At 73.3% G+C, this 24,547-nt stretch carries 24 protein-coding genes; 7 read left to right on the top strand and 17 right to left on the bottom strand.

Annotated elements, in window-relative coordinates:
• Window positions 1-137 precede the first annotated feature (137 nt).
• Together ACIPPS_RS25740 and ACIPPS_RS25735 are read left to right on the top strand one after the other, a co-directional pair.
• Window positions 138-830 carry a helix-turn-helix transcriptional regulator gene (locus ACIPPS_RS25740; RefSeq protein WP_401436402.1) on the top strand — a complete coding sequence of 231 codons (693 nt, stop codon included), beginning with the start codon at window positions 138-140 and terminating at the stop codon, window positions 828-830.
• Between the two features lie 32 nt (window positions 831-862).
• Complete coding sequence (locus ACIPPS_RS25735) at window positions 863-1,390, top strand: DUF3291 domain-containing protein (RefSeq protein WP_401436400.1); 528 nt, start codon at window positions 863-865, stop codon at window positions 1,388-1,390.
• 112 nt (window positions 1,391-1,502) lie between these two features.
• On the opposite strand, the gene ACIPPS_RS25730 is transcribed toward ACIPPS_RS25735, so the two are convergent.
• A complete protein-coding gene (locus ACIPPS_RS25730) occupies window positions 1,503-1,919 on the bottom strand; it encodes a VOC family protein (RefSeq protein ID WP_401436397.1) in 417 nt (138 codons plus the stop codon).
• Window positions 1,920-2,095: 176 nt separating this feature from the next.
• A complete protein-coding gene (locus ACIPPS_RS25725; RefSeq protein ID WP_401436394.1) occupies window positions 2,096-2,518 on the bottom strand; it encodes a helix-turn-helix transcriptional regulator in 423 nt (140 codons plus the stop codon).
• Between the two features lie 222 nt (window positions 2,519-2,740).
• Between ACIPPS_RS25725 and ACIPPS_RS25720 the strand changes: the two genes are divergently transcribed.
• The gene (locus ACIPPS_RS25720; RefSeq protein ID WP_401436392.1) at window positions 2,741-3,517 is read left to right on the top strand and encodes a sigma factor-like helix-turn-helix DNA-binding protein; all 777 of its coding nucleotides are present in this window, start codon (window positions 2,741-2,743) and stop codon (window positions 3,515-3,517) included.
• A gap of 92 nt (window positions 3,518-3,609) precedes the next feature.
• Window positions 3,610-5,211, top strand: coding sequence for an ABC-F family ATP-binding cassette domain-containing protein (locus ACIPPS_RS25715; protein ID WP_401436389.1), 1,602 nt, complete (start codon window positions 3,610-3,612; stop codon window positions 5,209-5,211).
• A 168-nt stretch (window positions 5,212-5,379) separates the two neighbouring features.
• Here the strand turns inward: ACIPPS_RS25715 and ACIPPS_RS25710 are convergent, their stop codons facing one another.
• The 4 genes from ACIPPS_RS25710 to ACIPPS_RS25695 all read right to left on the bottom strand — a co-directional run bounded on the left by ACIPPS_RS25710 (window position 5,380) and on the right by ACIPPS_RS25695 (window position 9,526).
• Window positions 5,380-6,597 (bottom strand): methyltransferase, encoded by a 1,218-nt coding sequence (locus tag ACIPPS_RS25710; RefSeq protein ID WP_401436387.1) that lies wholly within the window; start codon window positions 6,595-6,597, stop codon window positions 5,380-5,382.
• 230 nt (window positions 6,598-6,827) lie between these two features.
• Window positions 6,828-7,403, bottom strand: coding sequence for a histidine phosphatase family protein (locus ACIPPS_RS25705; protein WP_401436385.1), 576 nt, complete (start codon window positions 7,401-7,403; stop codon window positions 6,828-6,830).
• 83 nt (window positions 7,404-7,486) lie between these two features.
• A complete protein-coding gene (locus ACIPPS_RS25700; protein ID WP_401436382.1) occupies window positions 7,487-7,936 on the bottom strand; it encodes a GNAT family N-acetyltransferase in 450 nt (149 codons plus the stop codon).
• A gap of 153 nt (window positions 7,937-8,089) precedes the next feature.
• Window positions 8,090-9,526 (bottom strand): PLP-dependent aminotransferase family protein, encoded by a 1,437-nt coding sequence (locus ACIPPS_RS25695; protein ID WP_401436379.1) that lies wholly within the window; start codon window positions 9,524-9,526, stop codon window positions 8,090-8,092.
• Here ACIPPS_RS25695 and ACIPPS_RS25690 point away from each other — a divergent pair.
• Together ACIPPS_RS25690 and ACIPPS_RS25685 are read left to right on the top strand one after the other, a co-directional pair.
• Window positions 9,525-10,451: a DMT family transporter gene (locus ACIPPS_RS25690; RefSeq protein WP_401436377.1), complete on the top strand. Its 927-nt coding sequence runs from the start codon at window positions 9,525-9,527 to the stop codon at window positions 10,449-10,451. The two genes, ACIPPS_RS25695 and ACIPPS_RS25690, sit on opposite strands and share 2 nt — an antisense overlap.
• 200 nt (window positions 10,452-10,651) lie before the next feature.
• On the top strand, window positions 10,652-10,843 hold the full coding sequence (locus ACIPPS_RS25685) for a DUF1918 domain-containing protein (protein ID WP_401436374.1): 192 nt from the start codon (window positions 10,652-10,654) through the stop codon (window positions 10,841-10,843).
• Between the two features lie 55 nt (window positions 10,844-10,898).
• Here the strand turns inward: ACIPPS_RS25685 and ACIPPS_RS25680 are convergent, their stop codons facing one another.
• Complete coding sequence (locus ACIPPS_RS25680; RefSeq protein WP_401436372.1) at window positions 10,899-12,212, bottom strand: glycoside hydrolase family 10 protein; 1,314 nt, start codon at window positions 12,210-12,212, stop codon at window positions 10,899-10,901.
• Between the two features lie 169 nt (window positions 12,213-12,381).
• Between ACIPPS_RS25680 and ACIPPS_RS25675 the strand changes: the two genes are divergently transcribed.
• Window positions 12,382-13,242 (top strand): 3-hydroxybutyryl-CoA dehydrogenase, encoded by an 861-nt coding sequence (locus ACIPPS_RS25675; RefSeq protein WP_401436370.1) that lies wholly within the window; start codon window positions 12,382-12,384, stop codon window positions 13,240-13,242.
• 80 nt (window positions 13,243-13,322) lie between these two features.
• On the opposite strand, the gene ACIPPS_RS25670 is transcribed toward ACIPPS_RS25675, so the two are convergent.
• The 10 genes from ACIPPS_RS25670 to infC form a co-directional block, all read right to left on the bottom strand.
• Window positions 13,323-13,853 (bottom strand): NUDIX hydrolase, encoded by a 531-nt coding sequence (locus tag ACIPPS_RS25670; protein WP_401436367.1) that lies wholly within the window; start codon window positions 13,851-13,853, stop codon window positions 13,323-13,325.
• 51 nt (window positions 13,854-13,904) lie between these two features.
• Window positions 13,905-15,245: a transcriptional regulator gene (locus ACIPPS_RS25665; protein WP_401436365.1), complete on the bottom strand. Its 1,341-nt coding sequence runs from the start codon at window positions 15,243-15,245 to the stop codon at window positions 13,905-13,907.
• A gap of 262 nt (window positions 15,246-15,507) precedes the next feature.
• The gene (locus ACIPPS_RS25660) at window positions 15,508-16,587 is read right to left on the bottom strand and encodes a PP2C family protein-serine/threonine phosphatase (RefSeq protein WP_401436363.1); all 1,080 of its coding nucleotides are present in this window, start codon (window positions 16,585-16,587) and stop codon (window positions 15,508-15,510) included.
• 331 nt (window positions 16,588-16,918) lie between these two features.
• Window positions 16,919-19,432, bottom strand: a complete 2,514-nt coding sequence (pheT, locus tag ACIPPS_RS25655) for a phenylalanine--tRNA ligase subunit beta (protein ID WP_401436361.1) — start codon at window positions 19,430-19,432, stop codon at window positions 16,919-16,921.
• Entirely contained in the window at window positions 19,432-20,559 is a 1,128-nt protein-coding gene (gene pheS, locus ACIPPS_RS25650) for a phenylalanine--tRNA ligase subunit alpha (RefSeq protein WP_401436358.1), read from the bottom strand. Before pheS ends, pheT begins: the two co-directional genes overlap by 1 nt.
• A 138-nt stretch (window positions 20,560-20,697) precedes the next feature.
• Window positions 20,698-21,846: an ATP-binding protein gene (locus ACIPPS_RS25645; RefSeq protein ID WP_401436355.1), complete on the bottom strand. Its 1,149-nt coding sequence runs from the start codon at window positions 21,844-21,846 to the stop codon at window positions 20,698-20,700.
• A gap of 82 nt (window positions 21,847-21,928) precedes the next feature.
• Window positions 21,929-22,768: a TrmH family RNA methyltransferase gene (locus ACIPPS_RS25640; RefSeq protein ID WP_401436352.1), complete on the bottom strand. Its 840-nt coding sequence runs from the start codon at window positions 22,766-22,768 to the stop codon at window positions 21,929-21,931.
• 119 nt (window positions 22,769-22,887) lie between these two features.
• Window positions 22,888-23,274, bottom strand: coding sequence for a 50S ribosomal protein L20 (gene rplT / locus ACIPPS_RS25635; RefSeq protein ID WP_362418871.1), 387 nt, complete (start codon window positions 23,272-23,274; stop codon window positions 22,888-22,890).
• A gap of 107 nt (window positions 23,275-23,381) precedes the next feature.
• A complete protein-coding gene (gene rpmI, locus ACIPPS_RS25630; protein WP_019884943.1) occupies window positions 23,382-23,576 on the bottom strand; it encodes a 50S ribosomal protein L35 in 195 nt (64 codons plus the stop codon).
• 121 nt (window positions 23,577-23,697) lie between these two features.
• Window positions 23,698-24,399, bottom strand: coding sequence for a translation initiation factor IF-3 (gene infC, locus ACIPPS_RS25625; RefSeq protein ID WP_401436350.1), 702 nt, complete (start codon window positions 24,397-24,399; stop codon window positions 23,698-23,700).
• Between the last annotated feature and the right edge of the window lie 148 nt (window positions 24,400-24,547).

Here is a 24,547-nt window from a genome sequence, read left to right as displayed (position 1 = left end):
ATGGCATGACTATACGTGCCGCCGCACTTTTATGCAATCAGACTCCGCCCCGGACGCTCACCGGGCGATCGCTCACCGACCCGCCCCCTGCGGCGGGAGCTTCTATCTCCAACCTACGTTGTTCGTAGACTGGCCGGGTGGAGGACATCGACGCGATCGCAATGTTGCAGGATCCGGTACGACGCCGCCTGTACGAGTACGTGGCCGCACAGGGCCGCGAGGTCGGCCGGAACGAGGCCGCCGAGGCGGCCGGGGTCGCGCGGACGCTCGCCGCGCACCATCTGGACCGGCTGGCCGAGGCCGGGCTGCTGGAGAGCGGGAGCCGGCGCCTGACGGGACGCTCGGGGCCGGGGGCGGGGCGCCCCGCCAAGGTGTACACGCGGGCACGGGCCGAGTGGTCGGTGGCGCTGCCCGCCCGCGACTACCGCACCGCCGCCGAGCTGCTCGCCGAAGCCGCCGAGCACGCCGGGCTCGACGCCGGACTCTGCGCGGCCGCCCGCCGCCGGGGCGAGGCCCTGCGCGGCTCGGCGGCGCCCTGCGGCGACCTCGACGAGGCCATGAAGGCGCTGGCCGACCGAGGGTACGAGCCCCACCTGGAAGGACCGGAGGCGGGCGAGACGCCGGGGAGCGGCGCCGAAGAGGCGGTCGTACGGATGCGCAACTGCCCCTTCCACGCCGTCGCCGAGCGATTCCCGCCCCTCGTCTGCGGCATGAACCTCGCACTCCTCGAAGGGCTGCTCGGCACGGACGGTCCGGTGCGCGCCCGCATGGACGCCCGGCCGGGCGAGTGTTGCGTCGTGGTCCAGAACTCTAAAAACAACGAGCATTGACATAGAAAAGCGGGCCGTGCTGGGATGGCGCCATGACCGCACCCACGCCTGCCGCCGCCCACCTCGCCCAACTCAATGTCGCAACGCTCCGCCACCCCCTCGACGACCCGCGTGTGGCGCCGTTCGTCGAGGCGCTCGAACCGGTCAACGCCGCCGCCGACGCGGCGACCGGCTTCGTCTGGCGGCTCGTCGAGGAGGGCGCACCCGACGCCACGGGCATGCGCCCGGCCGGTGAGGACGTGATCGTGAACCTGTCCGTGTGGGAGACCCAGGAGGCGCTGTGGGACTTCGCCTACCGCAGCGGGCACCTGGAGGTGATGCGGCGACGGCGTGAGTGGTTCGAGCGGCACGTCGAGGCGTACATGGTGCTCTGGTGGGTCCCCGCCGGCCACCTCCCGACCGTCGACGAGGCGCTGGAGCGGCTGACGGACCTGCGGACGCACGGCCCGTCGCCGCGCGCGTTCACCTTCGCCTCGTCGTACACGGCCGCAGAGGCGGCCGAGCACCTCCCGGGCGCCCTCGGCGCCGGCCGGAAGGTGGCGCGGGGCGGGGCCGGGTGAGGCGGGGTCAGGCGGTGCGGGGTCGGGTGATGCGGGGTCGGGTGATGCGGGGGCAGGCCGTGCGCGGCTGGGCCGGGTCAGGCCCTGTGGGGCTGGGCCGGGTGCGGCGGGGTCAGGCCGTGCGGGGCTGGTTGAAGCGGAGCATGTTGCCCGACGGGTCGCGGAACGCGCAGTCGCGGACGCCGTAGGGCTGGTCGGCCGGCTCCTGGAGGACCTCGGCGCCGGCCGCCCGGATGCGCTCGAAGGTGGCGTCGCAGTCGTCCGTCTGGAAGATCACCCCACGGAGCATGCCCTTCGCGAGCAGCTCCGCCATCGCCCGGCGGTCGGCGGATGAGGCGTTCGGGTCGGCGAGCGGCGGTTCGAGGACGATCTCGACGTCGGGCTGCTCGGGCGAGCCGACGGTGACCCAGCGCATTCCCTCGAAGCCGACGTCGTTGCGGACCTCCATGCCGAGGACGTCGCGGTAGAAGGCGAGCGCCTTGTCGTGGTCGTCCACCGCGATGAAGCACTGTGCGAGCTTGATGGTCATGGCTCCGACGATAGGAGGCGGCGCCGCATTCCGCTTGCCTTGCCGCGTCTTGCCTTGCCGCGTCTTGCCTTGCCGCGTCTTGCCTTGCCGCGTCTTGCCTTGGCTTGGCTTGCCTTGGCTTGCCTTGGCTTTACGCGGTGGGGCACGGGTTCTTCACCCAGCGGGGCAGAGGCTCTCTAGGCGGCGGGGGCGCCGTTCCTGACCGGTCGGGTGTGGATCTTCGCCAGGCAGGCCGGGATCGGCGCGCCCGCCTCGTGGCAGCGGGCCCGGTAGGCGCTGGGGCTCTCTCCGACCAGCTCGGTGAAGCGCGTGCTGAACGAGCCCAGCGACGTACAGCCCACGGCGAGGCAGACGTCCGTGACGCTCAGGTCGCCGCGGCGCAGCAGCGCCTTCGCCCGCTCGACGCGGCGGGTCATGAGATAGCTGTACGGCGTCTCCCCGTAGGCCGCGCGGAAGCTGCGGGAGAAGTGCCCTGCCGACATGAGGGCGATGCGCGCCAGCGCGGGGACGTCCAGCGGCTGGGCGTAGTCGCGGTCCATCGCGTCGCGCGCGCGGCGCAGGCGCACCAGGTCTTCGAGCGTGGTCACATCGACCAGCATCGCAGACGGGTGTGACACGCGTTCCGCCACGCTGCTCGGGTGCGAGGAGAGCCTGCCCGCCTCGGCCGGGACCTCGGTCCGCTCCTGCCGACCGTCCCGCACCGCCCCGACCGCGCCCCGGCTCCGCCGCCCCGTGGCCCGGCCCGCCCTGTCACATCAGCCCCGACGGGCGCGTCATCGCTACGAACGGCGAGGTGAGCCGACGTAGAGGAGTGAGGGCCCATGAGCGGGGACGCGTTTCTGGCCGAGCAGTTCGACCTGCACCACGAGCGTCTGCGTGCCGTCGCCCAGCGGATGCTGGGCTCGCGGCGCGAGGCGGAGGAGGCGCTGCGTACGGCCAGGGCGGCCGGCCTCGCGGAGATCGACTCCTGGCTGGCGACGGTGGTCGCGCGTGTGTGCGTGGAGCGGCTGCGGGCCCGGGCGCGGGCGCAGCCGAGGCCGCCCTCTCACCCGCACGAGACGGCACTCGGGCACCGAACCGCCTCCGCGCCCGGCCACGCGTCCGCACCCCGACACGCCTTCCCGCCCGGCCACGCGGGCGCACCCCGACCCGCCTTCCCGCCCGGCCACGCGGGCGCACCCCGACCCGGCTTCCCGCCCGGCCACGCGTCGGCACCCCGACCCGCGTTCACGCCCAGCCACACGTTCCCGCCCGGCCACCCGCCCACGCCCGGGCCCACGCCCGGGCCCACGCTCGGGCCCGCGCACACGCTCGGGCCGGTGCCCACGACCGCGCCCACGCCCGAGACCGCCCACCCGCACGCCGCAGCTCTCGCGGACGGCACTCAGCTCGCGCTCTTCGTCGTCCTCGGCTCCCTCGGGCCGGACGAGCGGCTCGCGCTCGTCCTGCACGACCTGTTCGCCCTGCCGCTCCCCGAGGTCGCCCGCCTCACCGGCCGTACGACGGCGGACGCGGCGCGCCTCGTCCAGCGCGCCCGGCGGCGCGTCCGAGGCGGTGCCGCGGAAAACCACCTGCGTCCGGGCCGGGGCCTGCCTTAGCGTGGACGCATGTCCACGCCCCGAATCTCCTAGCTCAAGGACCCGCTTCCACGCCACCCGTGTGTCCTTCTGCTTTTTCGGAGCGTTACCCCATGATCACCGTTCGCGGTGCCGACGTGCGCGTCGGCGCCCGGCTCCTGCTGTCCGACCTCTCCTTCCACGTCGCCCCCGGTGACCGGATCGGCCTCGTCGGCCGTAACGGAGCCGGGAAGACCACCCTCCTCGACACCCTGGCCGGGCTGCGCCCGCCGGCTGCCGGAACCCTCACCCGTACCGGTGGGATCGGTCATCTCGCGCAGGACTCCCGCGCCGCCGACCCGACCGTGTCCGTCACCGACCGGATCCTCTCCGCGCGCGGCCTCGACCGGGCCGTACGCGATCTGCACACGGCCGCCGTCGCCCTCGGCGAGGCCCCGGACGAGCGGCGCATGGCGGCCTACGCCCGCGCGGAGACGGAGTTCCAGACCCGGGGCGGGTACGCCGCCGAGGCGGAGGCCGCCCGGGTCGCGGCCGGCCTGGGGCTGCCCGCCGACGTCATGGACCGGGCCGTCGGCACGCTCTCCGGCGGCCAAAAACGCCGTGTCGAGCTGGCCAGGATCCTGTTCGCCGGGCACGGCCGCGAAGGCACCCTGCTGCTCGACGAGCCCACCAACCACCTCGACGCCGACTCGATCGGCTGGCTGCGCGGCTTCCTCGCCGCCCACCAGGGCGGTCTCGTGCTGATCAGCCACGACGTGACGCTCCTCGCCGACACGGTCAACCGGGTCTTCCACCTCGATCCGGCGCGCGCCACGGTCGACGTGCACAACACCGGCTGGGCGCAGTACCTCGCCCGGCGGGACGCGGACGAGCGCCGGCGCGCCCGCGAGCGCTCCCACGCCGAACGCAAGGCGGCCGCGCTGCACGCCCAGGCGGACAGGATGAAGGCCCGCTCGGCGACCGCGACGACGGCCCGGAGCATGGCCCGCCGCGCCGACCGGATGCTGGACGGGCTCGACCCCGTCCGGCAGGCCGAGCGGGTCGCGCGGATCCGGCTGCCCGAGCCCGCGCCGTGCGGCCGGACGCCGCTGGGCGCGGTCTCGTTGACCATGTCGTACGGGGGCGGGCGCCCGGTCCTCGACGGCATCGACCTCGCCGTGGACCGGGGCGGCCGTCTCGTCGTGCTCGGCCTCAACGGCGCGGGGAAGACGACCCTGTTGCGGCTGCTCGCAGGCGTGGAGGTGCCGGACTCGGGACGTGTGGTGCGCGGGCACGGGCTGCGGGTCGGGTACTTCGCCCAGGAGCACGAGACGCTCGACCCCGGCCGTACGGTCCGGGCGCAGCTGGCCGCGGCGGCGCCTCATCTGACGGACGGTGAGGTCCGGCGCGTCCTCGGGGCGTTCCTGTTCCGGGGCGACGACGCCGACAAGCCGGCCGGGGTGCTGTCGGGCGGCGAGAAGACGCGGCTCGCGCTCGCCTGTCTCGTCCATTCGGGCGCGAACGTCCTGCTGCTCGACGAGCCCACGAACAACCTGGACCCCGCCTCCCGCGACGAGGTCCTGGCAGCCGTCGGTACGTACCCGGGCGCGATCGTGATGGTCACGCACGACGCGGGGGCGATCGACGCGCTGCGGCCCGACCGGGTGCTGCTGCTCCCGGACGGGGACGAGGACCTGTGGAGCGAGGAGTACCGGGACCTCGTCGACCTGAACTGACGGCGCGGGCCGCCCGGACCTGAACTGACGGCGCGGGCCGCCCGGACCTGAACTGACGGCGCGGGCCGCCGCCCCCGAGCGGCCGTGCCGCCGCCGGACTGGGCCCGTCACGTCTACGCGGACCAGGCCGTGCCCCGCCCGGGGTCACCGAGCGGGGCACGGTCCTGGTCACACGTGCGATTCCGGTGGGGTGGCGGCCGCCGCCCGCTCGCGCCGCCGGTCCTGCCCGCCCGCCCGCTTGACGGCCCGCAGGACCACGAACTTCGGTCCGCTCGCGACCAGTTCACAGGAGCCGAAGATCCGGCGCAGTGTGGCGTGGTAGCCGAGGTGCCGGTTGCCCACCACCCACAGTTCGCCGCCGGGCCGCAGGACCCGCCGCGCGTCGGTGAACATCCGACGGGAGGTGCGGTCGGTGGTCGCCTGGTGGCTGTGGAAGGGCGGATTGTTCAGGACCAGGTCGACCGAGTCCGCGGCGAGCTCGGCCGTACCGTCGCCGACCACGAACTCCGCCGTGCGGCCGGGCTCCGCGTGGGTACGGAAGTTCTCCTCGGCCGAGGCGACGGCCGGGTACGACTCGTCGGTGAAGACCAGGTCGGCCTCGGGCTCGGCGAGCGCGACGGCCAGGCCGACGACTCCGTTGCCGCAGCCCAGGTCGACGACGCGGGCGCCGCCGATGCCGGTCGGCAGGTGCTTCAGGAAGAAGCGGGTGCCGATGTCGAGGCGGTCGGCGCAGAAGATGCCGGCCTGGTTGACGACCGTCCGCCCCGCGACCGTCCCGGCGTCGGCGGGCAGGTCGTAGCGGTACGGCCAGGGATTCGCCGCCCGCTCCCGCGCGGGGTCCGGGGTGCAGAGGATCAGCCGGGCCTTCTTCACCGCGAGCGAGGTGCGGGTGGGGCCGATGATCGATTCGAAGAGCTGGAGCGTGGAGGTGTGGATCTCCTTGACCATGCCCGTCCCGACGACCACGGTGCCCTCGTGCAGGGCGGGCGCCAGCCGGTGCAGCTGGTCCTCCAGGAGCGCGAGGTTCTTGGGGACACGGACGAGGAGCACGTCGATCCGCTCGGGCGGGGTGTCCAGGGTGGTGAGGAGCCGTACCGCGTCCGGGTCGGCACCGGAGCGGGCGAGGTTCTCGGCGGTCGCCCGGCGGCCGAGGTAGGAGTCGGAGATCTGCGCGAGCGCGCCGGGGCGGCGGGCCGCGAGCGCCGTGGCGAGGGCGCCCCAGCGGTCGCCGACGACGGCGACCGTGCCGGAGAGGTCGGTCTCCGTCTCGGTCAGGTGGTTCAACAGGTACTCGTCGGACGCGTCCCAGGCTCGGAGCGTGTCGCGCGGGTCCTCGGGGAAGCGGGTGAGCGGGAAGTCGCCCCATGACGTGGTCAGACGGTTCATCGTGCCCTCAGGCTAGCCGGTCGCCCGCCTGTCGCCGACCGACAGGTCGCCGGGCCGCCGCCTCGCCGGTCCCGCTGGCCGACCGGTGGCCGGGCCGCCGCGACGCCGGTCGCCGGGTCGCCGCCTCGTCGGCCGGCGGGGTGCCGACTTGCCGGCCGGTGGGGTGCCGGGCCGCCGCCGCCCCCGGTCGCCGGGGTGCCGGGCCGCCAGGGCGTCGCCTCGACCGGTCGTCAGCCCACGGCCGCCTGGAGGTGGAGGTGCCAGAGGCCGGGGCGGCCGGTGAGGGTGACGGTGGACAGCGGGCGGACGTCCACGCTCCAGAACGTGGCGGGCGGCGCCTTCAGGGCGTACACCAGGGCGGCCCGGACGACGGAGGGCTCGGCGACGGCGACGATGGCACCGTCGTCGGCGGGGCGGGTGTCGAGCCAGCCCCCTATCCGCGAGATGAAGGCGAGGAGGCTCTCGCCTCCGTGCGGGGCGACCCGCGGATCGCCGAGCCAGGCGTCGACGGCGGCGGGCTCCAGCGCCGCGACCTCCGCCAGGGTCAGCCCGCGCCAGCGGCCCATGTCGCAGTCGCGCAGGGCGGGCTGGGCGAGCGGGGCGTACCCCAGCGCGGTGCCGGTGGCCCTGCTGCGGGGCGTCGGGGAGCAGTAGCGCAACTCGGCCGCGCCGAGCGGGACCAGTGAGTGCGCGGCGAGCTGCACTTCGTACCAGCCGGCCTCGTCGAGCGGCCGGTCGTCGTCGAACCGCTCGGCGAGCAGGGAGGAGCTGCGCGCCGCTGCCACGAGCGTGACCCGTAGACCCATGGCCGCGATCGTGAGGCCGGACGCCTGGCAGGTCAAGAGGGCATATGCGCGGGCTCCGGTCACGGTTGTGAGACCTTCGGACCCTACTGCTGTCCGACAACCATCCACTTGTCCGCGTTCCGCAGTGGCTCGAATCCGACCTTCTCGTACAGACCGTGCGCATCGTCGGTGGCCAGAAGGATGCGGCGCAGGCCGTACGGCTCCAGGTGGTTCCGTACGGCGGTCACGAGCGCCGTCCCCAGGCCGGTGCCGCGGGCGGGGCGGTCGACGTAGACGTCGCAGAGGTAGGCGAAGGTGGCGCGATCGGTGACGATCCGGGCGTAGGCGGCGATCTCGCCCGTCTCGCGGTGGTACGCGGCGAAGTTGAGGGAGCCGTCGATCGCCTGGTCCTGCTTGTCCCGGGGGCGACCGAGCGCCCAGTAGGCGTCGGTGGAGAGCCAGTGGTGGACGCGGTCGCGGTCGACGCGGGCCGGGTCGGTGGAGATCTCGTACGCGCCGTGCGTGAGCGTCGCGGGGGTGTGCGTGTCGGTCATGACGCGCAGGCTGGCAGACCGCCCGGCCGCCTGTCAGGTTCTTTTGCGGCGGGGGGCGGGGGCGGCGAGGGCGGACGGCCCCGCCCGGTCGGCCGCTCAAGCCCGTCAGCCCGTCAGCCCGTCAGCCCGTCAGCCCGTCGGCCCGTCAGCCCGTCAGCCCGTCAGCTCGTCGACGGCCGTCCGCAGCCGGCGCACCCCCTCGGCGATCTCGGCGCGACCCGCCACGCCGGCGAAGCTGAGGCGGATGTGCCCGGCGGGCGGTTCGGCGCTGAAGTAGGGGCGGCCGGGGGCGACGGCGACCCCGGCCCGCAGGGCTCCGGCGAGGAGCGCGGCCTCGGGGAGGGTGTCGGGCAGCCGGAGCCAGAGCTGGTAACCGCCGGCGGCGATGTGCGGCAGGACCAGCTCGGGGAGCACGTGGGCGAGGGCGCCGGCCATCGCCGTGCGCCGGTCCTTCAACTCCTGCGAGACGGCACGCAGATGGCGGCTCCAGGCGGGCGAGCCGACGAGTTCGAGGGCCGTCTCCTGGAGGGGGCGCGGGACGAAGAAGCTGTCGACGACCTGGATGGCGCGGAGCCGTTCCAGGACGGGGCCGCGCGCGGCGAGGGCGCCGACGCGCAGGCTGGGCGAGGTCGGCTTGGTCAGCGACCGGACGTGGACGACGACGCCGTCGGGGTCCGCTGCGGCCAGGGGCGCGGGGAGCGGTCCGGCGTCCTCGTGGACGAGCAGGCGGGCGAAGTCGTCCTCCACCACGAAGGCTCCGGCGGCCCGCGCGATCCGGACCACGGCACGCCGCCGCTCGGGGTCGAGCACGGCGCCGGTCGGGTTCTGGAAGAGCGGCTGGCAGACGAAGACCCGGGCGCCGGTGGCCCGGAAGGCGGCTTCGAGCAGTTCGGGGCGCACCCCGTCGGCGTCGGCCGGTACCGGCACGGGACGCAGGCCGGCCGCGCGGGCGACGGCGAGCATGCCCGGGTAGGTGGGCGACTCGACGAGGACGGGGGTACCGGGCGGGGCGAGGGCCCGCAGGGCGGTGGCGATCGCGGGCTGGCCGCCACCGGTGACGAGGACGTCGGCGGCGGTGACGGTGCCGCCGATCTCGCGGGCGAACCACTCGCGGAGTTCGGGCAGGCCGTCGGTGGGCGGCCGCCCCCAGGCGCCGGGGCGGCGGCCGGCGCGGGCGAGGGCGGCGGCCATGGCCCGCTCCGGCTGGAGCGAGGGGTGCAGATAGCCGCCGTTGAACTCGATGACGCCCGGCGGCGGCGCCGACAGGGTCACCAGGACGCCGGACGCGTCGACGCTGCGCGGGACCAGCTCCGTCGCGGTGTCGGCGCTGAGCGCGACCTCCTGCCAGGAGGTGTCGCCCGTCTCGACCGCCCGCTCGCGCGGCTCCGCGCGAAACGCCCCGGCTCCGGGCCGGGTGACGACGAGGCCCTCGGCGGAGAGCTGGGCGAGGGCTCGGGTGACGGTCACCGGGGAGACGCGGTAGCGCTCGACGAGGGCGCGACTCGATGGCAGCTTCCCGCCGGGTGAGTAGCGGTTGAGCTCCGCCCTCAGGGATGTGGCCAGTTCAGAGACGCTGCTACGCTCGTGCATGACAGCACAGGATAGCGCTACCCACTCCTCCACGATAGCGGTCGAGGCTCCGGACACGGCCTCCCCGCCGACCCGCGGCACGCTCCTCGCCGGCCTGGGCGTCCTCGCGTTCTCGCTCACCTTCCCTTCCACCGCCTGGGGCCTGGAGAGCTTCGGCCCCTGGTCGCTCGTCGCCGTCCGCTCGGCCCTCGCCGCGCTCATCGCGGGCGCCTTCCTGCTCGCCCTGAGGGTCCCGCTGCCCGCGCGGCGCCACTGGGCGGGCCTCGCCGTCGTGGCCGGCGGCGTCGTGGTGGGCTTCCCGCTGCTGACCACCCTCGCCCTGCAGACCTCCACCACCTCGCACGCCGCCGTGGTCGTGGGCCTGCTGCCGCTCACCACGGCGGCCTTCGCCGCGATCCGGACCGGCCGCCGCCCCTCTCGTACGTTCTGGATCGCGGCCGTCTCCGGCGCGGTGGTCGTCCTCGCCTTCACGCTCCAGCAGAGCGGCGGCGCCCTGTCGACGGGTGACCTGTACCTGTTCGGCGCGCTGCTCGTCTGCGCGGCCGGATACACCGAGGGCGGGCGGCTCGCGACGCTCATGCCCGGCTGGCAGGTCATCGGCTGGGCCCTGATCCTCTGCCTGCCGCTCATGCTCGTCGGCTCGGTCCTCGCCCTCTCCTTCGAGCCGGTCCACCTGAACGCCCATGGCGTCGCCGGCCTGATCTGGGTCGCGGCCGGCTCCACCTTCTTCGGCCTGTACGTCTGGTACCGGGGCATGGCGGCCATCGGCATCCCCAAGGCCAGCCAGCTCCAGCTCGCCCAGCCGCTGCTGACCCTGGTCTGGTCGGTGACGCTGCTCGGCGAGTCGCTCTCGCCCGCCGCCCCCCTGGCCGCCGCCGCCGTGCTCGTCTGCATCGCCGTGACCCAACGCGCGAAGAGCTCGTGACCCGGCGCGGGGAGGAGCTCGTGAGCCGGCACGCGGAAGAGCTCGTGACCCAGCGCGCCGGAGGGCTCGTCACCCGGCGCGCGAACAGCTGACCCGCCGCCGAGCGGACGGCCCGGGCGCGCGCCCCGGGGTGGCGAGGGTCACAATGGCGGGGACAGGCTCGGATCGAGGACAAGCACGGCCGCGAGGAGGTCACCCCGATGGAAGCGAGCGTGGGCGACAAACTGCTGGTGCACGGCCGGACCGTCGGTCAGCACGACCGTACGGCCGAGGTCCTTCAGGTGCTCGGCGAGAACGGCAACCCCCCGTACCGCGTCAAGTTCGACGACGACGGCCACGAGGCCCTGATGGCTCCCGGCCCCGACACCGTCGTACGCCACCACGAGAAGTGAGGAAGGCCGCCCGCGGCACGGCCGCCCGCACGGGCGTGCCCTGTCGAAACACGCCCTAGCCGGGCGGACGCACCGAGGTCGGGTAGTGGTCGGCCACGACGGCGGCCATCGCCCCGATCGGGTCCGTGGTGACCTCCTTCGCCGCGAACCAGCAGTGCCCGCCGACCCCCGGATAGCGCTCGGCGAGGGTCAGATGGCGGGAGAGTTCCTTCGGGTCCTGCCAGGGGGCGGGCTGCGCGGGGTCGCCGGCCTTGTAGAGCGCCTCGCCGATGTGGAGCGCGACGCCCGTGTCCCGTACGACCGCGTCCCACCAGGGCACGAGCGTGGCGTAATCGGCGCCCGCGAAGCCGATGTGCCAGTACAACTGCGGCACCACGTAGTCGATCCAGCCCTCCCTGACCCACTTCCGGGTGTCCGCGTGCAGGTCGTCGTAGCTCTGCACGCCCCGGGTGTCCGAGCCCTTGGGGTCGGTGGTGGCGTGCCGCCAGACACCGAACGGGCTGATGCCGAAGGCGACCTGCGGGTTGATCTCCTTGATGCGGGCGGCCGTCTCCGAGACGAGCAGGTCGACGTTGTTCCGCCGCCAGGCCGCCCTGTCCGGGAAGTCGCCGCCGTGGCGCGCGTAGGCCTCGTCGTCGGGGAAGGCCTGGCCGGCCACCGGGTACGGGTAGAAGTAGTCGTCCCAGTGGACGGCGTCGAGGGCGTAGCGGCCGACGGCGTCGAGCATCGCGTCCTGGACGAAGCGGCGCACCTCGGGCAGGCCGGGGTTGTAGTGCAGCTTCCCGGCGTACGGAACGGTCCACTCCGGGTGACGCCGGGCCGGATGGTCCGCCGACAGCCTGGTCGGGTCCGTGTGGTTCGCCACACGGTACGGGTTGAACCAGGCGTGCAGCTCGAGCCCCCGTGCGTGGGCCTCCTCGACGGCCGTCCCCAGCGGGTCCCAGCCGGGGTCACGGCCCTGCACCCCGGTCAGGCACTGCGCCCACGGCTCGTGCGGCGAGGGCCACAGGGCGTCGGCGCTGGGCCGGACCTGGAGGACGACGACGTTCAGCCGACGGGCGACGGCGCGGTCCAGGTGGGCGAGGAGTTCGGCCCGCTGGACCTCGGGTTCGAGGCCGGTACGGGAGGGCCAGTCGCGGTTGGCGATGGTGGCGACCCACATCCCCCGGAACTCGCTCGCGCGCGGCGCCCTCGGCTCCGCCCGAGCGTCGGCGAGGCCCGGATCGGTACCCGGGTCCGCTCCCCCCACTCCTGGTCCCCCTCCTCGACCCGCTGCCGGGTCCGCACCCCGTCCCGCGCTCGCACCCGTCGTGGCGAGCATCGCAGCGGCCGTGCCCGCCACGAACCCCCTTCTCCCGATCAGTCCCATTTGTCGCCCCTCTTGTGTCGGATAGGTCACACCCACAGGCAGAGCATGCCCGCCCCGGCCGATCGATCATCGGTTAATGAGCGGTAACGTCGTGGGGTCGAGGCGGACGCACCGAAGCACTCGGGGCCCGCCGCCAGTGAAAAGCGAAAGGCACGAGGTGACGGACTCCATGGCCGACATTGAGCGCGTCGGAGTGGTGGGCTGCGGCCAGATGGGCGCGGGCATCGCGGAGGTGTGTGCCCGCAGCGGTCTTGAGGTGATGGTCGCCGAGACCACCGGCGAGGCGCTGGAGATCGGTCGTACGCGGCTCTACAACTCGCTCGCGAAGGCCGCCGAGCGCGGCAAGATCAGCGAGGAGGAGCGCGACGCCACGCTCGCGCGGCTGAGCTTCACCACCGACCTCGGCGAGTTCGCCGACCGCGACCTCGTCATCGAGGCCGTGGTGGAGAACGAGCAGATCAAGACCGAGATCTTCAAGGTCCTCGACCAGGTGGTCACCCGGCCCGACGCGATCCTGGCCTCGAACACCTCCTCCATCCCGCTGGTCAAGCTGGCGGTGGCCACCTTCCGCCCGGACCAGGTCATCGGCATCCACTTCTTCAACCCGGCCCCGGTGCAGAAGCTGGTGGAGCTCATCCCGGCGCTCACCACCTCCGAGGGCACGATCAGCCGCGCCCAGGTCTTCGCCGAGAAGGTGCTCGGCAAGCACGCGATCCGCGCCCAGGACCGGTCCGGCTTCGTGGTCAACGCGCTGCTGGTCCCGTACCTGCTCTCCGCGATCCGGATGTTCGAGTCGGGCATCGCGAGCCGCGAGGACATCGACAACGGCATGGAGTTCGGCTGCGCCCACCCGATGGGCCCGCTGAAGCTCGCCGACCTGATCGGCCTGGACACCATCGCCTCCATCGCCGACTCGATGTACATGGAGTACAAGGAGCCGCTGTACGCCGCTCCCCCGCTGCTCCAGCGCATGGTGGACGCGGGCCGGCTCGGCCGCAAGACGGGCTCGGGCTTCTACCCGTACTCCTGAGCGCCGCCCCAGACGTCCGAACGGCCCGTACACCCGCACAGGTACGGGCCGTTCGGCGTCCGGCCACCGGCGACGCGCGGTCAGCCGAGCCGCAGGTGGTGGAGCATCAGCAGTCCGGCGGCCATGTTGGCGGCCGGGATCTCGCCCCGGGCGATCATGTCCGGGACCAGCTTGAGCGGTATCCACTCGCGCCGCGAGGACTCGAAGTCGTCCACCGGCGGGCCGGTGTACGTGGCCTCCTCGGCCCAGTAGAGATGGTGCCGGGCGTCGGTGAGGCCGTTGGAGGGCTCGACGGTGAGGAGGTGGCGCAGGGGCCCCGGCCGCCAGCCGGTCTCCTCCTCCATCTCGCGGGCGGCCGCCGTTTCGAGGTCCTCGTCGTCCTCGACGACACCGGCGGCCAGCTCCCAGCCCCAGCTGTCGGTGATGAAGCGGTGCCGCCAGAGCATGAGGACTTCGTTGGCCTCGTTGACGGCGGTCGCGACGGCGACCGGGCGGAGCCGGATCAGATAGTGGTCGAGGTGGCGGCCGTCCGGGAGCACGACGTCCGCGAGGTTCACACGGAACCAGCGGTTCTCATAGACCGGTTGTTCGCTCAGTTTCGTCCACTGCACGTTTCTGCCACCTTCCGATTGTTCGGTGGCAATATGGGAGCAGTCCCGGGGTCACAGGGGAACGCGTAGCGCCCCGTCGATGAGTTCGGCGGCCTGCTTCGCGTCCCCGCACCGGCTCGCGAGGAGATGCTCCCGCACCAGCCGCAGCCGGTCCCGCAACCGGCGCGACTCCATACCGCGGGCCCGTTCGGTCATCTCCACCGCCGTCCGGGCCGCCGCGTCGGCCTCCCCCTGCCGCAGCTCGATCTGGCAGAGCATGGCCAGCCGGTGCACCCGGCCCCGGTCGTGCGCCGGGGTCTCCACGGCCGTCCGGGCGTGCTCCCGGGCCGCCGGAAGATCACCCAGGCTGAGCAGCGCCTCGGCGACCTGCACATCGACCAGTCCCGGCTGGACGTATCCGGTCTCGGCCGGCTCGTACCCGGGACGGATCCCCTCCGCCTCGGACTCCGCCCGCCGGATGCAGGTCAACGCGGCGGCCCCGTCGCCGAGATGTGCGTAGGCCTTCGCCTGCATCGCGGAGAGGTCGGCGGCGAGCGCCGGGGTGATCCGCGCGCCGGCCGACCGCAGCGCCGCCTCGGCGAAGGCGACCGCCTGCCGGTACTCCCCCATGAACAGCGACTGGTTGACGAGCAGCGCGACCACGTACGCGCCGAGGCCCCGGTCGCCGCTCGCCTTCGCGAGCCGCAGCGCCTGGTGGAAGTAGCGCTGCGCGAGGCCGAGGGCGTCGGAGTCGTAGGCGCAGATGCCGGCGACGGCCACCAGACCGCCGGTGGCCCGGTGCAGCTGCCGGCCCAGCCGGTCGCCGTACGCGCCCCGCAGCAGCGGCGCGGTCTCGGAGTTGAGGAAGCCGACGATCCGCTGCCTGGTAGCCACACCGCCGGTCTTGCGGTACATCTGCTCGTAGTGCGCCCGGGCGGCCCCGAGCATGGCGATGTCGGCCGTCGAGACCCTGGTCATGCCGTCGCGCGAGACGTCGGCGTCCTCCGGCGGGTTCTCCCACTCCCAGACCGGCATCACGGCCGGGGTGCCGGTCACCGCCTGCACACCGAGTATGTGCGGCCGCTGCTGCTCGTCGGAGCGCCAGAGGGCGGCGGCCCGCTCGACGAACGCGGAGAGCGGTGTGCCGTGCGCGACGGCGGAGCCGCCGGAGACGCCCAGGCCGATGTCGTCGAGGGTGACCGCCCGGTGGAGCCGCGCGGCGAGCACCTCGCAGATCAGGTCGGGCACCTGGCCGCGGGGTCGCTGGCCCTTCAACCAGCGGGCGACGGCGGTGTGTTCGTACCGCAGGGCGAGCCCCCGGGAGCGGCCCGCCCGGTTCACATGGGCGGCCAGGCCGGCGTGCGAGACGCCCGCCTCGTCGAGCAGGGCGTCGAGCAGGGTGTTGGGGTGCATGGGCCCCTCCGATGAAGCGGTCCGCCCAGCGTAGGGCCGGGCGGTTTCGCACGGGGTGTGAATGGAGTGCCCGTTCCCCCGGTCCGTGCACTCTGCCGCCGCCCCCTCGGGGCCGGTTGACTGAGCGCCTCGCCGCAAGGCGAACCGGGCCGCCGGGCTCCCCCCTCGTACAGTGCGGCGGCCCGTCCCGCGCCGCCCGCCCGCCGACCTGCCCGACACTCCCAGGCGGTCCGGGCGGCGCCGGCCTCAGGAACCTGTCCGCTCAACACTGACGGGAGGGTTCAGGTCGGGTACGGCGCAGCCCGGGTTCGGCGGGCTGCGCCGGCACCCGCATCCGGTCGTTCCTGACGACCAACAGGGCCACGTCGTCGGCGAGTCGGCCACGGGTGTGCCGCAGCAGCGCACCGTGCACCCGACCGACCAGCGCCGCCGGGGAGACGGGCTCGTCACGGACGGCCTCCGTCAGCACCGCTTCGAGGCCGAAGAAGCGCCCCGTCCCGTCCCGCGCGTCCTCCGCGCCGTCGGTGTGCAGGAAGAGCGCCTCGCCCGGCAGGAGCCGGGTGCAGGGGTACGGGGTGAGGTCGGCCGGCAGCGGGAAGGTGCCGAGCGGCGGCAGCGGGTCGCCGACGGAGAGGGCCTCCACCCGGCGGCCGATCCGGTACGGGCCGGGGTGCCCGCAGTTCAGCGCGTACACCTCCCCGTCCTTGCCGATCTCCAGGAGCAGTACGGTGACGAACTCCTCGGCGGCCGGGTGTTCCGGCTCACGTCCGGAGCAGGCCGCCGGGTGCTCCTCGCGCGCCCGCTCCCGCAGATGGCGGCCGAGGGCGCGGTCGAGCCGGCGCAGGACGCCGCCGAGCTCGGGCTCGTCGTGGGCGGCCTCGCGGAAACTGCCGAGCACGGCGACCACCGCGCCGAGCGCGGCGAGACCGTGGCCCCGGACGTCGCCGATGACGATCCGTACGCCGTAGGGCGTGGCCACCGCCTCGTAGAGATCCCCGCCCACGGTCGCGCCCCGGGAGGCGGACAGCTGGCCCGCGGCGACGGAGAGGCCGTCGAGCCGGGGCGGCGGCGGGCGCAGCAGGACGCGCTGGGTGGCGTGCGCGATGGCCCGCATCCGCTCCAGTTCGCGGGAGAGGCCCCGGCGGATGCCGAGGATCAGTCCGGTGCCGACGCTGAAGAAGACCACGCTGGTCGCGATGCGCATGGGAAGGCCCGGTTGCTGGGCCAGCGGACAGCCGAGTTTCCAGGTCACGGCCACGGCACCCCAGAGGGTGGGAAGAGCGAGTGGCCCCAGCCGGCGCAGCCGGTTGCCATCGGAGAGCGACGTCCTGGTACGGATCATGCACGGCCCTTCCTGAGGCCCTGCAGCGCCCGAAGGCCCTGCGGCACACAGGCCCGCCCCTGTGGCCGCGTCGATTCTCCCGACCGCACCGGTCACCGGGGAACAGCCCCCGGCCATCTCACCCGAAGGAGTGAGCGCCCCCCACACGCCGCCCTTCGCCACCGGCGCGCCACCCGCACGGGAGATCGCTCTCCGCACGGGGGATCGACAAACGGCGAATCGACGGACGGGTAGACGACGGACCGGCGAACCGGCCTCGCGTAGCCCCCGGGAACGCCGGAGGGGGCCGGCCCGGGATCTACCGGGTCGGCCCCCTCAGGGAGCGGGACGCTCAGGCGCCGCGCAGGGCAGCGCCCGTGCGCGTCGACGCCAGGGCGACGGCCGCGTCGCGTGCGGCGGTGGCCTCGTCGACCGTGAGCGTGCGGTCCGTGGCGCGGAACTTCAGCGCGTACGCCAGGGACTTCTTGCCCGCACCGAGCTGGTCGCCGGTGTAGACGTCGAACAGCCGGACGGACTCCAGGAGTTCACCGGCGCCGTCGCGCAGCGCGGCCTCGACCGTCGCGGCCGGGACCGACGCGTCGACGACCAGGGCGACGTCCTGCGTGGCGACCGGGAAGGAGGAGATGCTCGGGGCCTTCAGGGGGCCCTCGTTGGCCTGCTCCACCAGGTCCAGGTCCAGCTCCATCGCGCAGGTGCGGTCGGGCAGGCCCAGCGCCTTGACGACGCGCGGGTGCAGCTCGCCGCCGTGGCCGACGAGGACCTTCTCGCCGCCCGCGACCACGTGGAACGCCGCGCAGCGGCCCGGGTGCCACGGGGCGTGCTGGTCGGAGCTGATGATCAGCTCGACACCGGCCTCGGCGGCCACGGTGCGGGCCGCCTGGATCGCGTCGGCCCAGTCGGCCGGGCGGCCCTTGCCCCACCAGCCGGCCTGCTCGCGGGCCCCGGCGAGGACGACGGCGACCCGGCGCGGCTGCGCGGGCAGCGCCGCGTTGACCGTGGCGATCTCCTCGGCCGTGGGACGGCGGTCGACGGGCAGCCGGACGGCGACCCCCGGCCGGTCGCCCGGCCGGAAGACCAGACCGGTCTCGAAGAGCGCCAGGTCGTGGCTGCCGCGCCCGTCGTTGCGGCGCAGCGCGCCGAGCAGGCCCGGCAGCAGCGTCGTACGGAGCGCGGGCTCCTCGTCGGAGAGCGGGTTGACCAGAGTGACCACGCGACGGCGGGCGTCGTCCGCGTCCAGGCCGAGCTGGTCGAAGACCTGCGCGCCGATGAACGGGTAGTTCAGCGCCTCGACGTAACCGGCGCCGGCCAGCGCGCGGCCGACCCGGCGGTGGGTGCGCTGGCTCTCGGTGAGACCGCGCCCGGCGGGCGGCTTGGGCAGCGTCGAGGGCAGGTTCTCGTACCCCTCGAGCCGGATGACCTCTTCGGCGAGGTCGTTCGGCTCGTTGAGGTCCGGGCGCCACGACGGGACGGTGACGATCAGCTCGTCCTGGCCGTAGACGTCGCAGCCGACCTCCTGGAGGCGGCGGACGACGGTCTCGCGACCGTAGGCGACACCCGCGACGCGGTCCGGGTGGTCCGCCGGGATGGTGATGGTGCGCGGCGCGGACGGCGCGAGGATCTCGGTGACGCCGGCCTCGGCCGTGCCGCCCGCGAGCAGCACGAGCAGGTCGACGGTGCGCTGCGCGGCGGCCGCCGCGGCCTGCGGGTCGACACCGCGCTCGAAGCGCTTGGACGCCTCGGAGGCCAGCTTGTGCCGGCGGGCGGTCCGGGCGATCGAGATCGCGTCGAAGTGCGCGGCCTCGATGACGACCTCGGTGGTGGCGCCCGCCTCGTCCGCGTGATCTGCGATCTCGGTGTTGGCGCCGCCCATGACGCCCGCGATGCCGATCGGCCCGCGGTCGTCGGTGATGACCAGGTCGGCGGCGTCCAGGACGCGCACGGTGCCGTCGAGCGTGGTGATCTTCTCGCCCTGCTCGGCGCGGCGGACCCCGATGGGACCTTCGATCCGCGTGCGGTCGTAGGCGTGCAGCGGCTGACCGAGCTCCAGCATCACGTAGTTGGTGATGTCCACGGCGAGCGAGATCGGCCGCATGCCGGCCTTCTGCAGACGGCGCCGCATCCAGATCGGCGTACGCGCCTCCGGCTCCAGGCCGACGACGGTGCGCGCCGTGAAGCGGTCGCAGCCGATCGGGTCGGTGATCTGGACCGGGTAGCCGTACGAGTTCGGCGCGGGCACGTCGAGCAGCGCCGGGTCGCGCAGCGGCAGGCCGTACGCGATGGCGGTCTCGCGGGCGACGCCGCGCATCGAGAGGCAGTAGCCGCGGTCGGGCGTGACGGCGATGTCGAGGACCTCGTCGTACAGCTCCAGGAGCACGGTGGCGTCGATGCCGATCTCGTGCTCCGGCGGCAGCACGATGATGCCGTGCGTGCCGTCGTCGCCCATGCCGAGCTCGTCGCCGGAGCAGATCATGCCGCGGGAGACCCGGCCGTACGTCTTGCGCTCGGCGATCCGGAAGTCACCGGGGAGCACGGCGCCGGGCAGCGCCACGACGACCTTGTCGCCCACGGCGAAGTTCCGGGCGCCGCAGATGATCTCCTGGGGCTCACCGGTTCCGTTGGCCTGGCCGACGTCGACGGTGCAGAAGCGGATGGGCTTCTTGAACTCCGTCAGCTCCTCGATGGTGAGGACCTTGCCGACCACCAGCGGACCGGTGAGGCCCGCGCCGAGCCGCTCGACGGCCTCGACCTCGAGCCCTGCCGAAATGAGCTTGGCCTGGACGTCACGTCCGGTCTCCGTCGCCGGCAGGTCGACGTACTCCCGCAGCCAAGAAAGCGGGACCCGCATCAGATCTCCATCCCGAACGGCCGGGTGAACCTGACGTCACCCTCGACCATGTCTCGCATGTCATCGACGTTGTGGCGGAACATCAGCATCCGCTCGATGCCGAACCCGAAGGCGAATCCGCTGTACTTCTCCGGGTCGACACCGCAGGCGACGAGCACCTTGGGGTTGACCATGCCGCAGCCGCCCAGCTCGATCCAGCCCTCGCTGCCGCAGGTGCGGCAGGGGCGGTCGGGGTTGCCGACGGACTCGCCGCGGCAGACGTAGCAGAGCATGTCCATCTCGGCGGACGGCTCGGTGAAGGGGAAGAAGTTCGGGCGGAGCCGGGTCTTCATGTCGGACCCGAAGAGCGCCTGGACCATGTGGTCGAGGGTGCCCTTGAGGTCGGCCATGGTCAGGCCCTCGTCGACGGCGAGCAGCTCGATCTGGTGGAAGACCGGGGTGTGCGTCGCGTCGAGCTCGTCGGTCCGGTAGACCCGGCCGGGGCAGACGACGTAGACCGGCGGCTCCCGGTCGATGAGCGTGCGGGCCTGCACCGGGGAGGTGTGCGTCCGCAGCACGACACCGGACTCGTCCCCGGTGGTCCCCTCGGGGCCCTGGACGAAGAAGGTGTCCTGCATCTGGCGTGCCGGGTGGTCCGGCACGAAGTTGAGGGCGTCGAAGTTGAACCACTCCGCCTCGACCTCGGGTCCCTCGGCGACCTCGTACCCCATGGATACGAAGACGTCGGCGACCCGCTCCATGAGCGTGGTCAGCGGGTGGCGGGCGCCGGCCGGAACCCGGTCGTACGGCAGCGTGACGTCCACCGCCTCCTCGACCAGGACGCGGGCGTCGCGCTCGTCCTCCAGCTCCGCCTGGCGGCCGGCGAGGGCCTTGGAGACGGCGCCGCGGGCCTGGCCCACGAGCTTGCCGGCCGCGGCCTTGGCCTGCGGCGGCAGCGCGCCGATCTCGCGGTTGGCCAGCGCGAGCGGCGAGGTGCCACCCGTGTGCGCGACCTTCGCGTGCGCGAGCGCGTCGAGGTCACCCGCGGCGGCGAAGGCGGCGAGCGCCTCGTCCCGCATGCGCTCGATCTCTTCCGGTTTCAAGGCCTCGACCTCAACCGGGTCGTACGACTTATTGGGTGCGGACATCTCTTCCCGTGCTTCCGTTTGGCTGGCTTGGGCGCGGCCCCGCTCGACGTCAAGGGCGCAAACGTGCCAAAGGTCGAGTCTAACGGGGCGCGGGGACGCGAATGAGCCCGTGGGCGGCCCGGGCGGCCGGTGATCTCGTCAGGCGAGATAGGCCGGGGCGCCGACGGGCAGGATAAATCGGAACTCGGCGCCGCCGCGGGGGCCCCGGCCGACGGTGATCGTTCCGCCGTGGGCCTCGACGATGCCCTTGACGATGTAGAGACCGAGACCGGTGCCACCGCGCTTGCTGCCCCGCCAGAAGCGGGTGAAGACACGGCCCATCGACTCCTCGGGGATGCCGGGGCCCTCGTCGCTCACGGTGACCGCCGTTCCCTTCTCTCCGTCGGGGGTGTCGCTGGTGGGTGCCACCTCGATGGTGACGGTTCCCTCGCCGTGGCGCACCGCATTTTCCAGCAGGTTGCCGAGGACCTGGTCGACCTTGTCGGGGTCGGCCCACAGGTCGGGCAGCTGGGTCCGGACCCGGACGAAGAAGCGGTCGGGTGACTGGCCGCCGGCGGTGTGGGCCTGGATGTGGCGGCCGACGGCGGCGGCGATGTCGACGGGCTGCCGGCGCACCTCCAGTCGGCCGGAGTCGATCCGGGAGATGTCGAGGAGCTCGGCGATGAGCCGCGTGATCCGGTTGGCGTCGGCGTCGACGGTCTCCAGCATCAGCCGCTTCTGGTCGTCGGTGAACCGCTCCCACTTGGCGAGCAGGGTCGCCGTGAAGCCCTTGACGGAGGTCAGGGGGGAGCGCAGCTCGTGGGCGACGGTGGCGATGAGCTCGGCGTGGCTGCGTTCGGTACGGCGCCGGGCCTCGGTGCCGCGCAGGGAGACGACGACCCGGCGGACCGGGCCGGTGGGGTGCTCGCGGACGTAACGGGCGGAGACGAGGACCTCGCGACCGCCGGGCAGGAGCAGGTTGCGCTCGGGCTGGCCGCGGCGGGTGGCGAGGCCGCCGTACGGATCGGTGAGGGCCCACCAGCGGCGGCCCTTGAGATCTTCCAACGGGAGCGCCTGGTCGAGCGGGAGGCCGAGGGCCCGTTCCGGCGGTACGGCGGTGATGCGGGCGGCGGCGGCGTTGAAGCAGACGACGTGTCCGGTGGCGTCGGCGACGACGAGTCCGTCGGGCAGGTCGTCGGGGTCGATGCCGGGAACGCCCGGTGCCGCGAGGGAGGACCCGTCCTGGTCCTCCGGGGCATCCGGTGGGGCGCTCCGTGCCTGTGCGGGACTGTCCGTGCCGACCGTCATCCCCGTTCCCCACCCCTCCGTGTTGCGCAGTGGGCCCCCGAGTTGGCCACCCTACTAGGTGCGGGTGACGCTTTGGAGCCCCTCAGGCGGAGGTTCGGGGGCGCTGCGCACGTGCCGAGGCGTAGAGGCACACGGCGGCGGCCGTCGCGAGGTTGAGGCTCTCGGCCTTGCCGTGGATCGGGACGCGCACCACCGCGTCGGCGAGGGCGCGGGTCTCCTCGGGAAGCCCCCAGGCCTCGTTGCCGAAGACCCAGGCGGTGGGGCCGCCCATGGTGCCGGCGTCCAGCTCGTCGTCGAGGTCGTCCTGTCCGGCGCCGTCGGCGGCGAGGATCCGTACGCCCGCGCTCTTCAGTCCCGCGACGGCCTGCTCGACCGGTACGCCGACGACGACCGGGAGGTGGAAGAGGGAGCCGACGGAGGCGCGGACCGACTTGGGGTTGTAGAGGTCGACGGAGGCGTCGGTGAGGACGACCGCGTCGGCGCCGGCCGCGTCGGCGCAGCGCAGCACGGTGCCGGCGTTCCCGGGGTCGCGTACGTGGGCGAGGACGGCGACCAGCTTGGGCCTGGCCGCGAGGATCTCCTCGAACGGCGAGTCCAGGAAGCGGCAGACCCCCACGAGGCCCTGCGGCGTGACGGTCTGGGAGACCTCGGCGAGGACGGTGGCGTCGGCGTAGTGGACCCGGGCCCCGGCCGCGCGGGCGGCGTCGACGATCCCGGCGTACCGCTCGGCCGCCTCGACGGTGGTGAAGAGCTCGACGAGGGTGGGCTCACCGGAGCCGCTGCGGTGCTCGACGGCCTCGCGGACGGCCTGGGGGCCCTCGGCGATGAAGAGACGGTCCTTGCCCCGGAAGTTGCGCTTGGCGAGCCGCCGTGCGGCGACGACGCGCGGCGAACGCGGGGAGATCAGCTCGGGGGTGCCCATGGGGTCGGTGGCTCTTTTCAGGGGTCCGGGCGGGTGAGGGTCTGGCGTGCTCCGAACACGACCGGACCCGCAGGCCCGAAGGCCTGCGGGTCCGGTGCGGAAGATCTGCGGCCTGGAGATCAGGCAGCGGCCTTCGGCGCGTTGACGTCGGCCGGAAGGGCCTTCTGCGCGACCTCGACGAGCGCGGCGAACGCGTTCGAGTCGTTGACGGCCAGCTCGGCGAGGATCTTGCGGTCCACCTCGATGTTGGCGGCCTTCAGACCCTGGATGAGGCGGTTGTACGTCATCCCGTTGGCGCGGGCAGCGGCGTTGATGCGCTGGATCCACAGCTGACGGAAGTCGCCCTTGCGCTTCTTGCGGTCGTTGTAGTTGTAGACCAGGGAGTGGGTGACCTGCTCCTTGGCCTTGCGGTACAGGCGCGAACGCTGACCGCGGTAGCCGGAGGCCGCCTCGAGGATCGCCCGGCGCTTCTTGTGGGCGTTGACTGCCCGCTTGACGCGTGCCACTTCTTAACTCCTTGTAGCGGGGCCGTGGGGGTACACACACGACCCGGAAAACGGATGGGTCCCGGTCTTGGCCGGATGCCCTCGTCGCCGAGGGCGGGAGATCAAGATCAGATGCCCAGCATCTTCTTGATCTTGGCCGCGTCGCCCGGGGCCATCTCGGCGTTGCCGGTGAGGCGACGCGTCAGCTTGGACGACTTGTGCTCGAGCAGGTGGCGCTTGCCGGCGCGCTCGCGCAGCACCTTGCCGGAGCCGGTGATCTTGAAGCGCTTCTTGGCACCGGAGTGCGTCTTGTTCTTCGGCATCGCGCCGTTATCTCCTCGTCAGTGGCGCTCCCCCCGGTGCGGGCACCGGACATCCGGGAGCGTCAGTTCGTGTGGTGGTTCCGGGCGGGGCCCGGGGCTGCCTGGATGGCAGCCCCTCGGGTCACGCCTCGGGGTTCTCGGCCTCGGCGGGAGCCTCGGCCGAAGCCTCCTCGGCCGGGGCCTCGGCGGTGTCGTCGGACGAGACGCCCTGACGCTCCGCCTTACGCGCGGCCTGGGCCTCACGCGCCTCGGCCATGGCCTCGGTCTTCTTCTTGTGCGGGCCGAGAACCATGATCATGTTCCGGCCGTCCTGCTTCGGGTTGGACTCGATGAAGCCAAGCTCCTCGACGTCCGAAGCCAGCCGCTGCAGCAGCCGGAAGCCAAGCTCGGGGCGGGACTGCTCACGACCACGGAACATGATCGTGATCTTGACCTTGTCACCCTGCTTGAGGAACCGGACGACGTGACCCTTCTTGGTGTCGTAGTCGTGCGGGTCGATCTTCGGCCGGAGCTTCATCTCCTTGATGACCGTGTGCGCCTGGTTCTTGCGCGCCTCACGGGCCTTCATGGCCGACTCGTACTTGAACTTCCCGTAGTCCATGAGCTTGCACACGGGCGGACGGGCGGTCGCCGCGACCTCGACCAGGTCGAGGTCGTACTCCTGTGCGAGCTCCAGGGCCTTGGCAAGCGGAACAATCCCGACCTGCTCGCCGCTGGGACCGACAAGTCGCACCTCGGGAACGCGAATCCGGTCGTTGATGCGGGGCTCGGCGCTGATGGATCCTCCTCGGTAGCACCACGTGACCGCCTGGCGGACGGACACGTATGTTCTGTTTCGTGAGACCAACCGCGCCGGTACATGAAAAATGCCCCGGACGGGACACAGGCGGGGCTCCACGGAAATACCGGAGCACCGCCGCGGTGTTCCGCGGGGCGCACATCGGGCGGCTCCATCGTCCGTACGGAACGAT

The organism is Streptomyces sp. NPDC090127 (genome assembly GCF_044746945.1).
GTDB lineage: Bacteria > Actinomycetota > Actinomycetes > Streptomycetales > Streptomycetaceae > Streptomyces.
The sequence above is the reverse complement of the archived record's forward strand: the minus strand, read 5'-3'. Positions and strand labels throughout refer to the sequence as shown.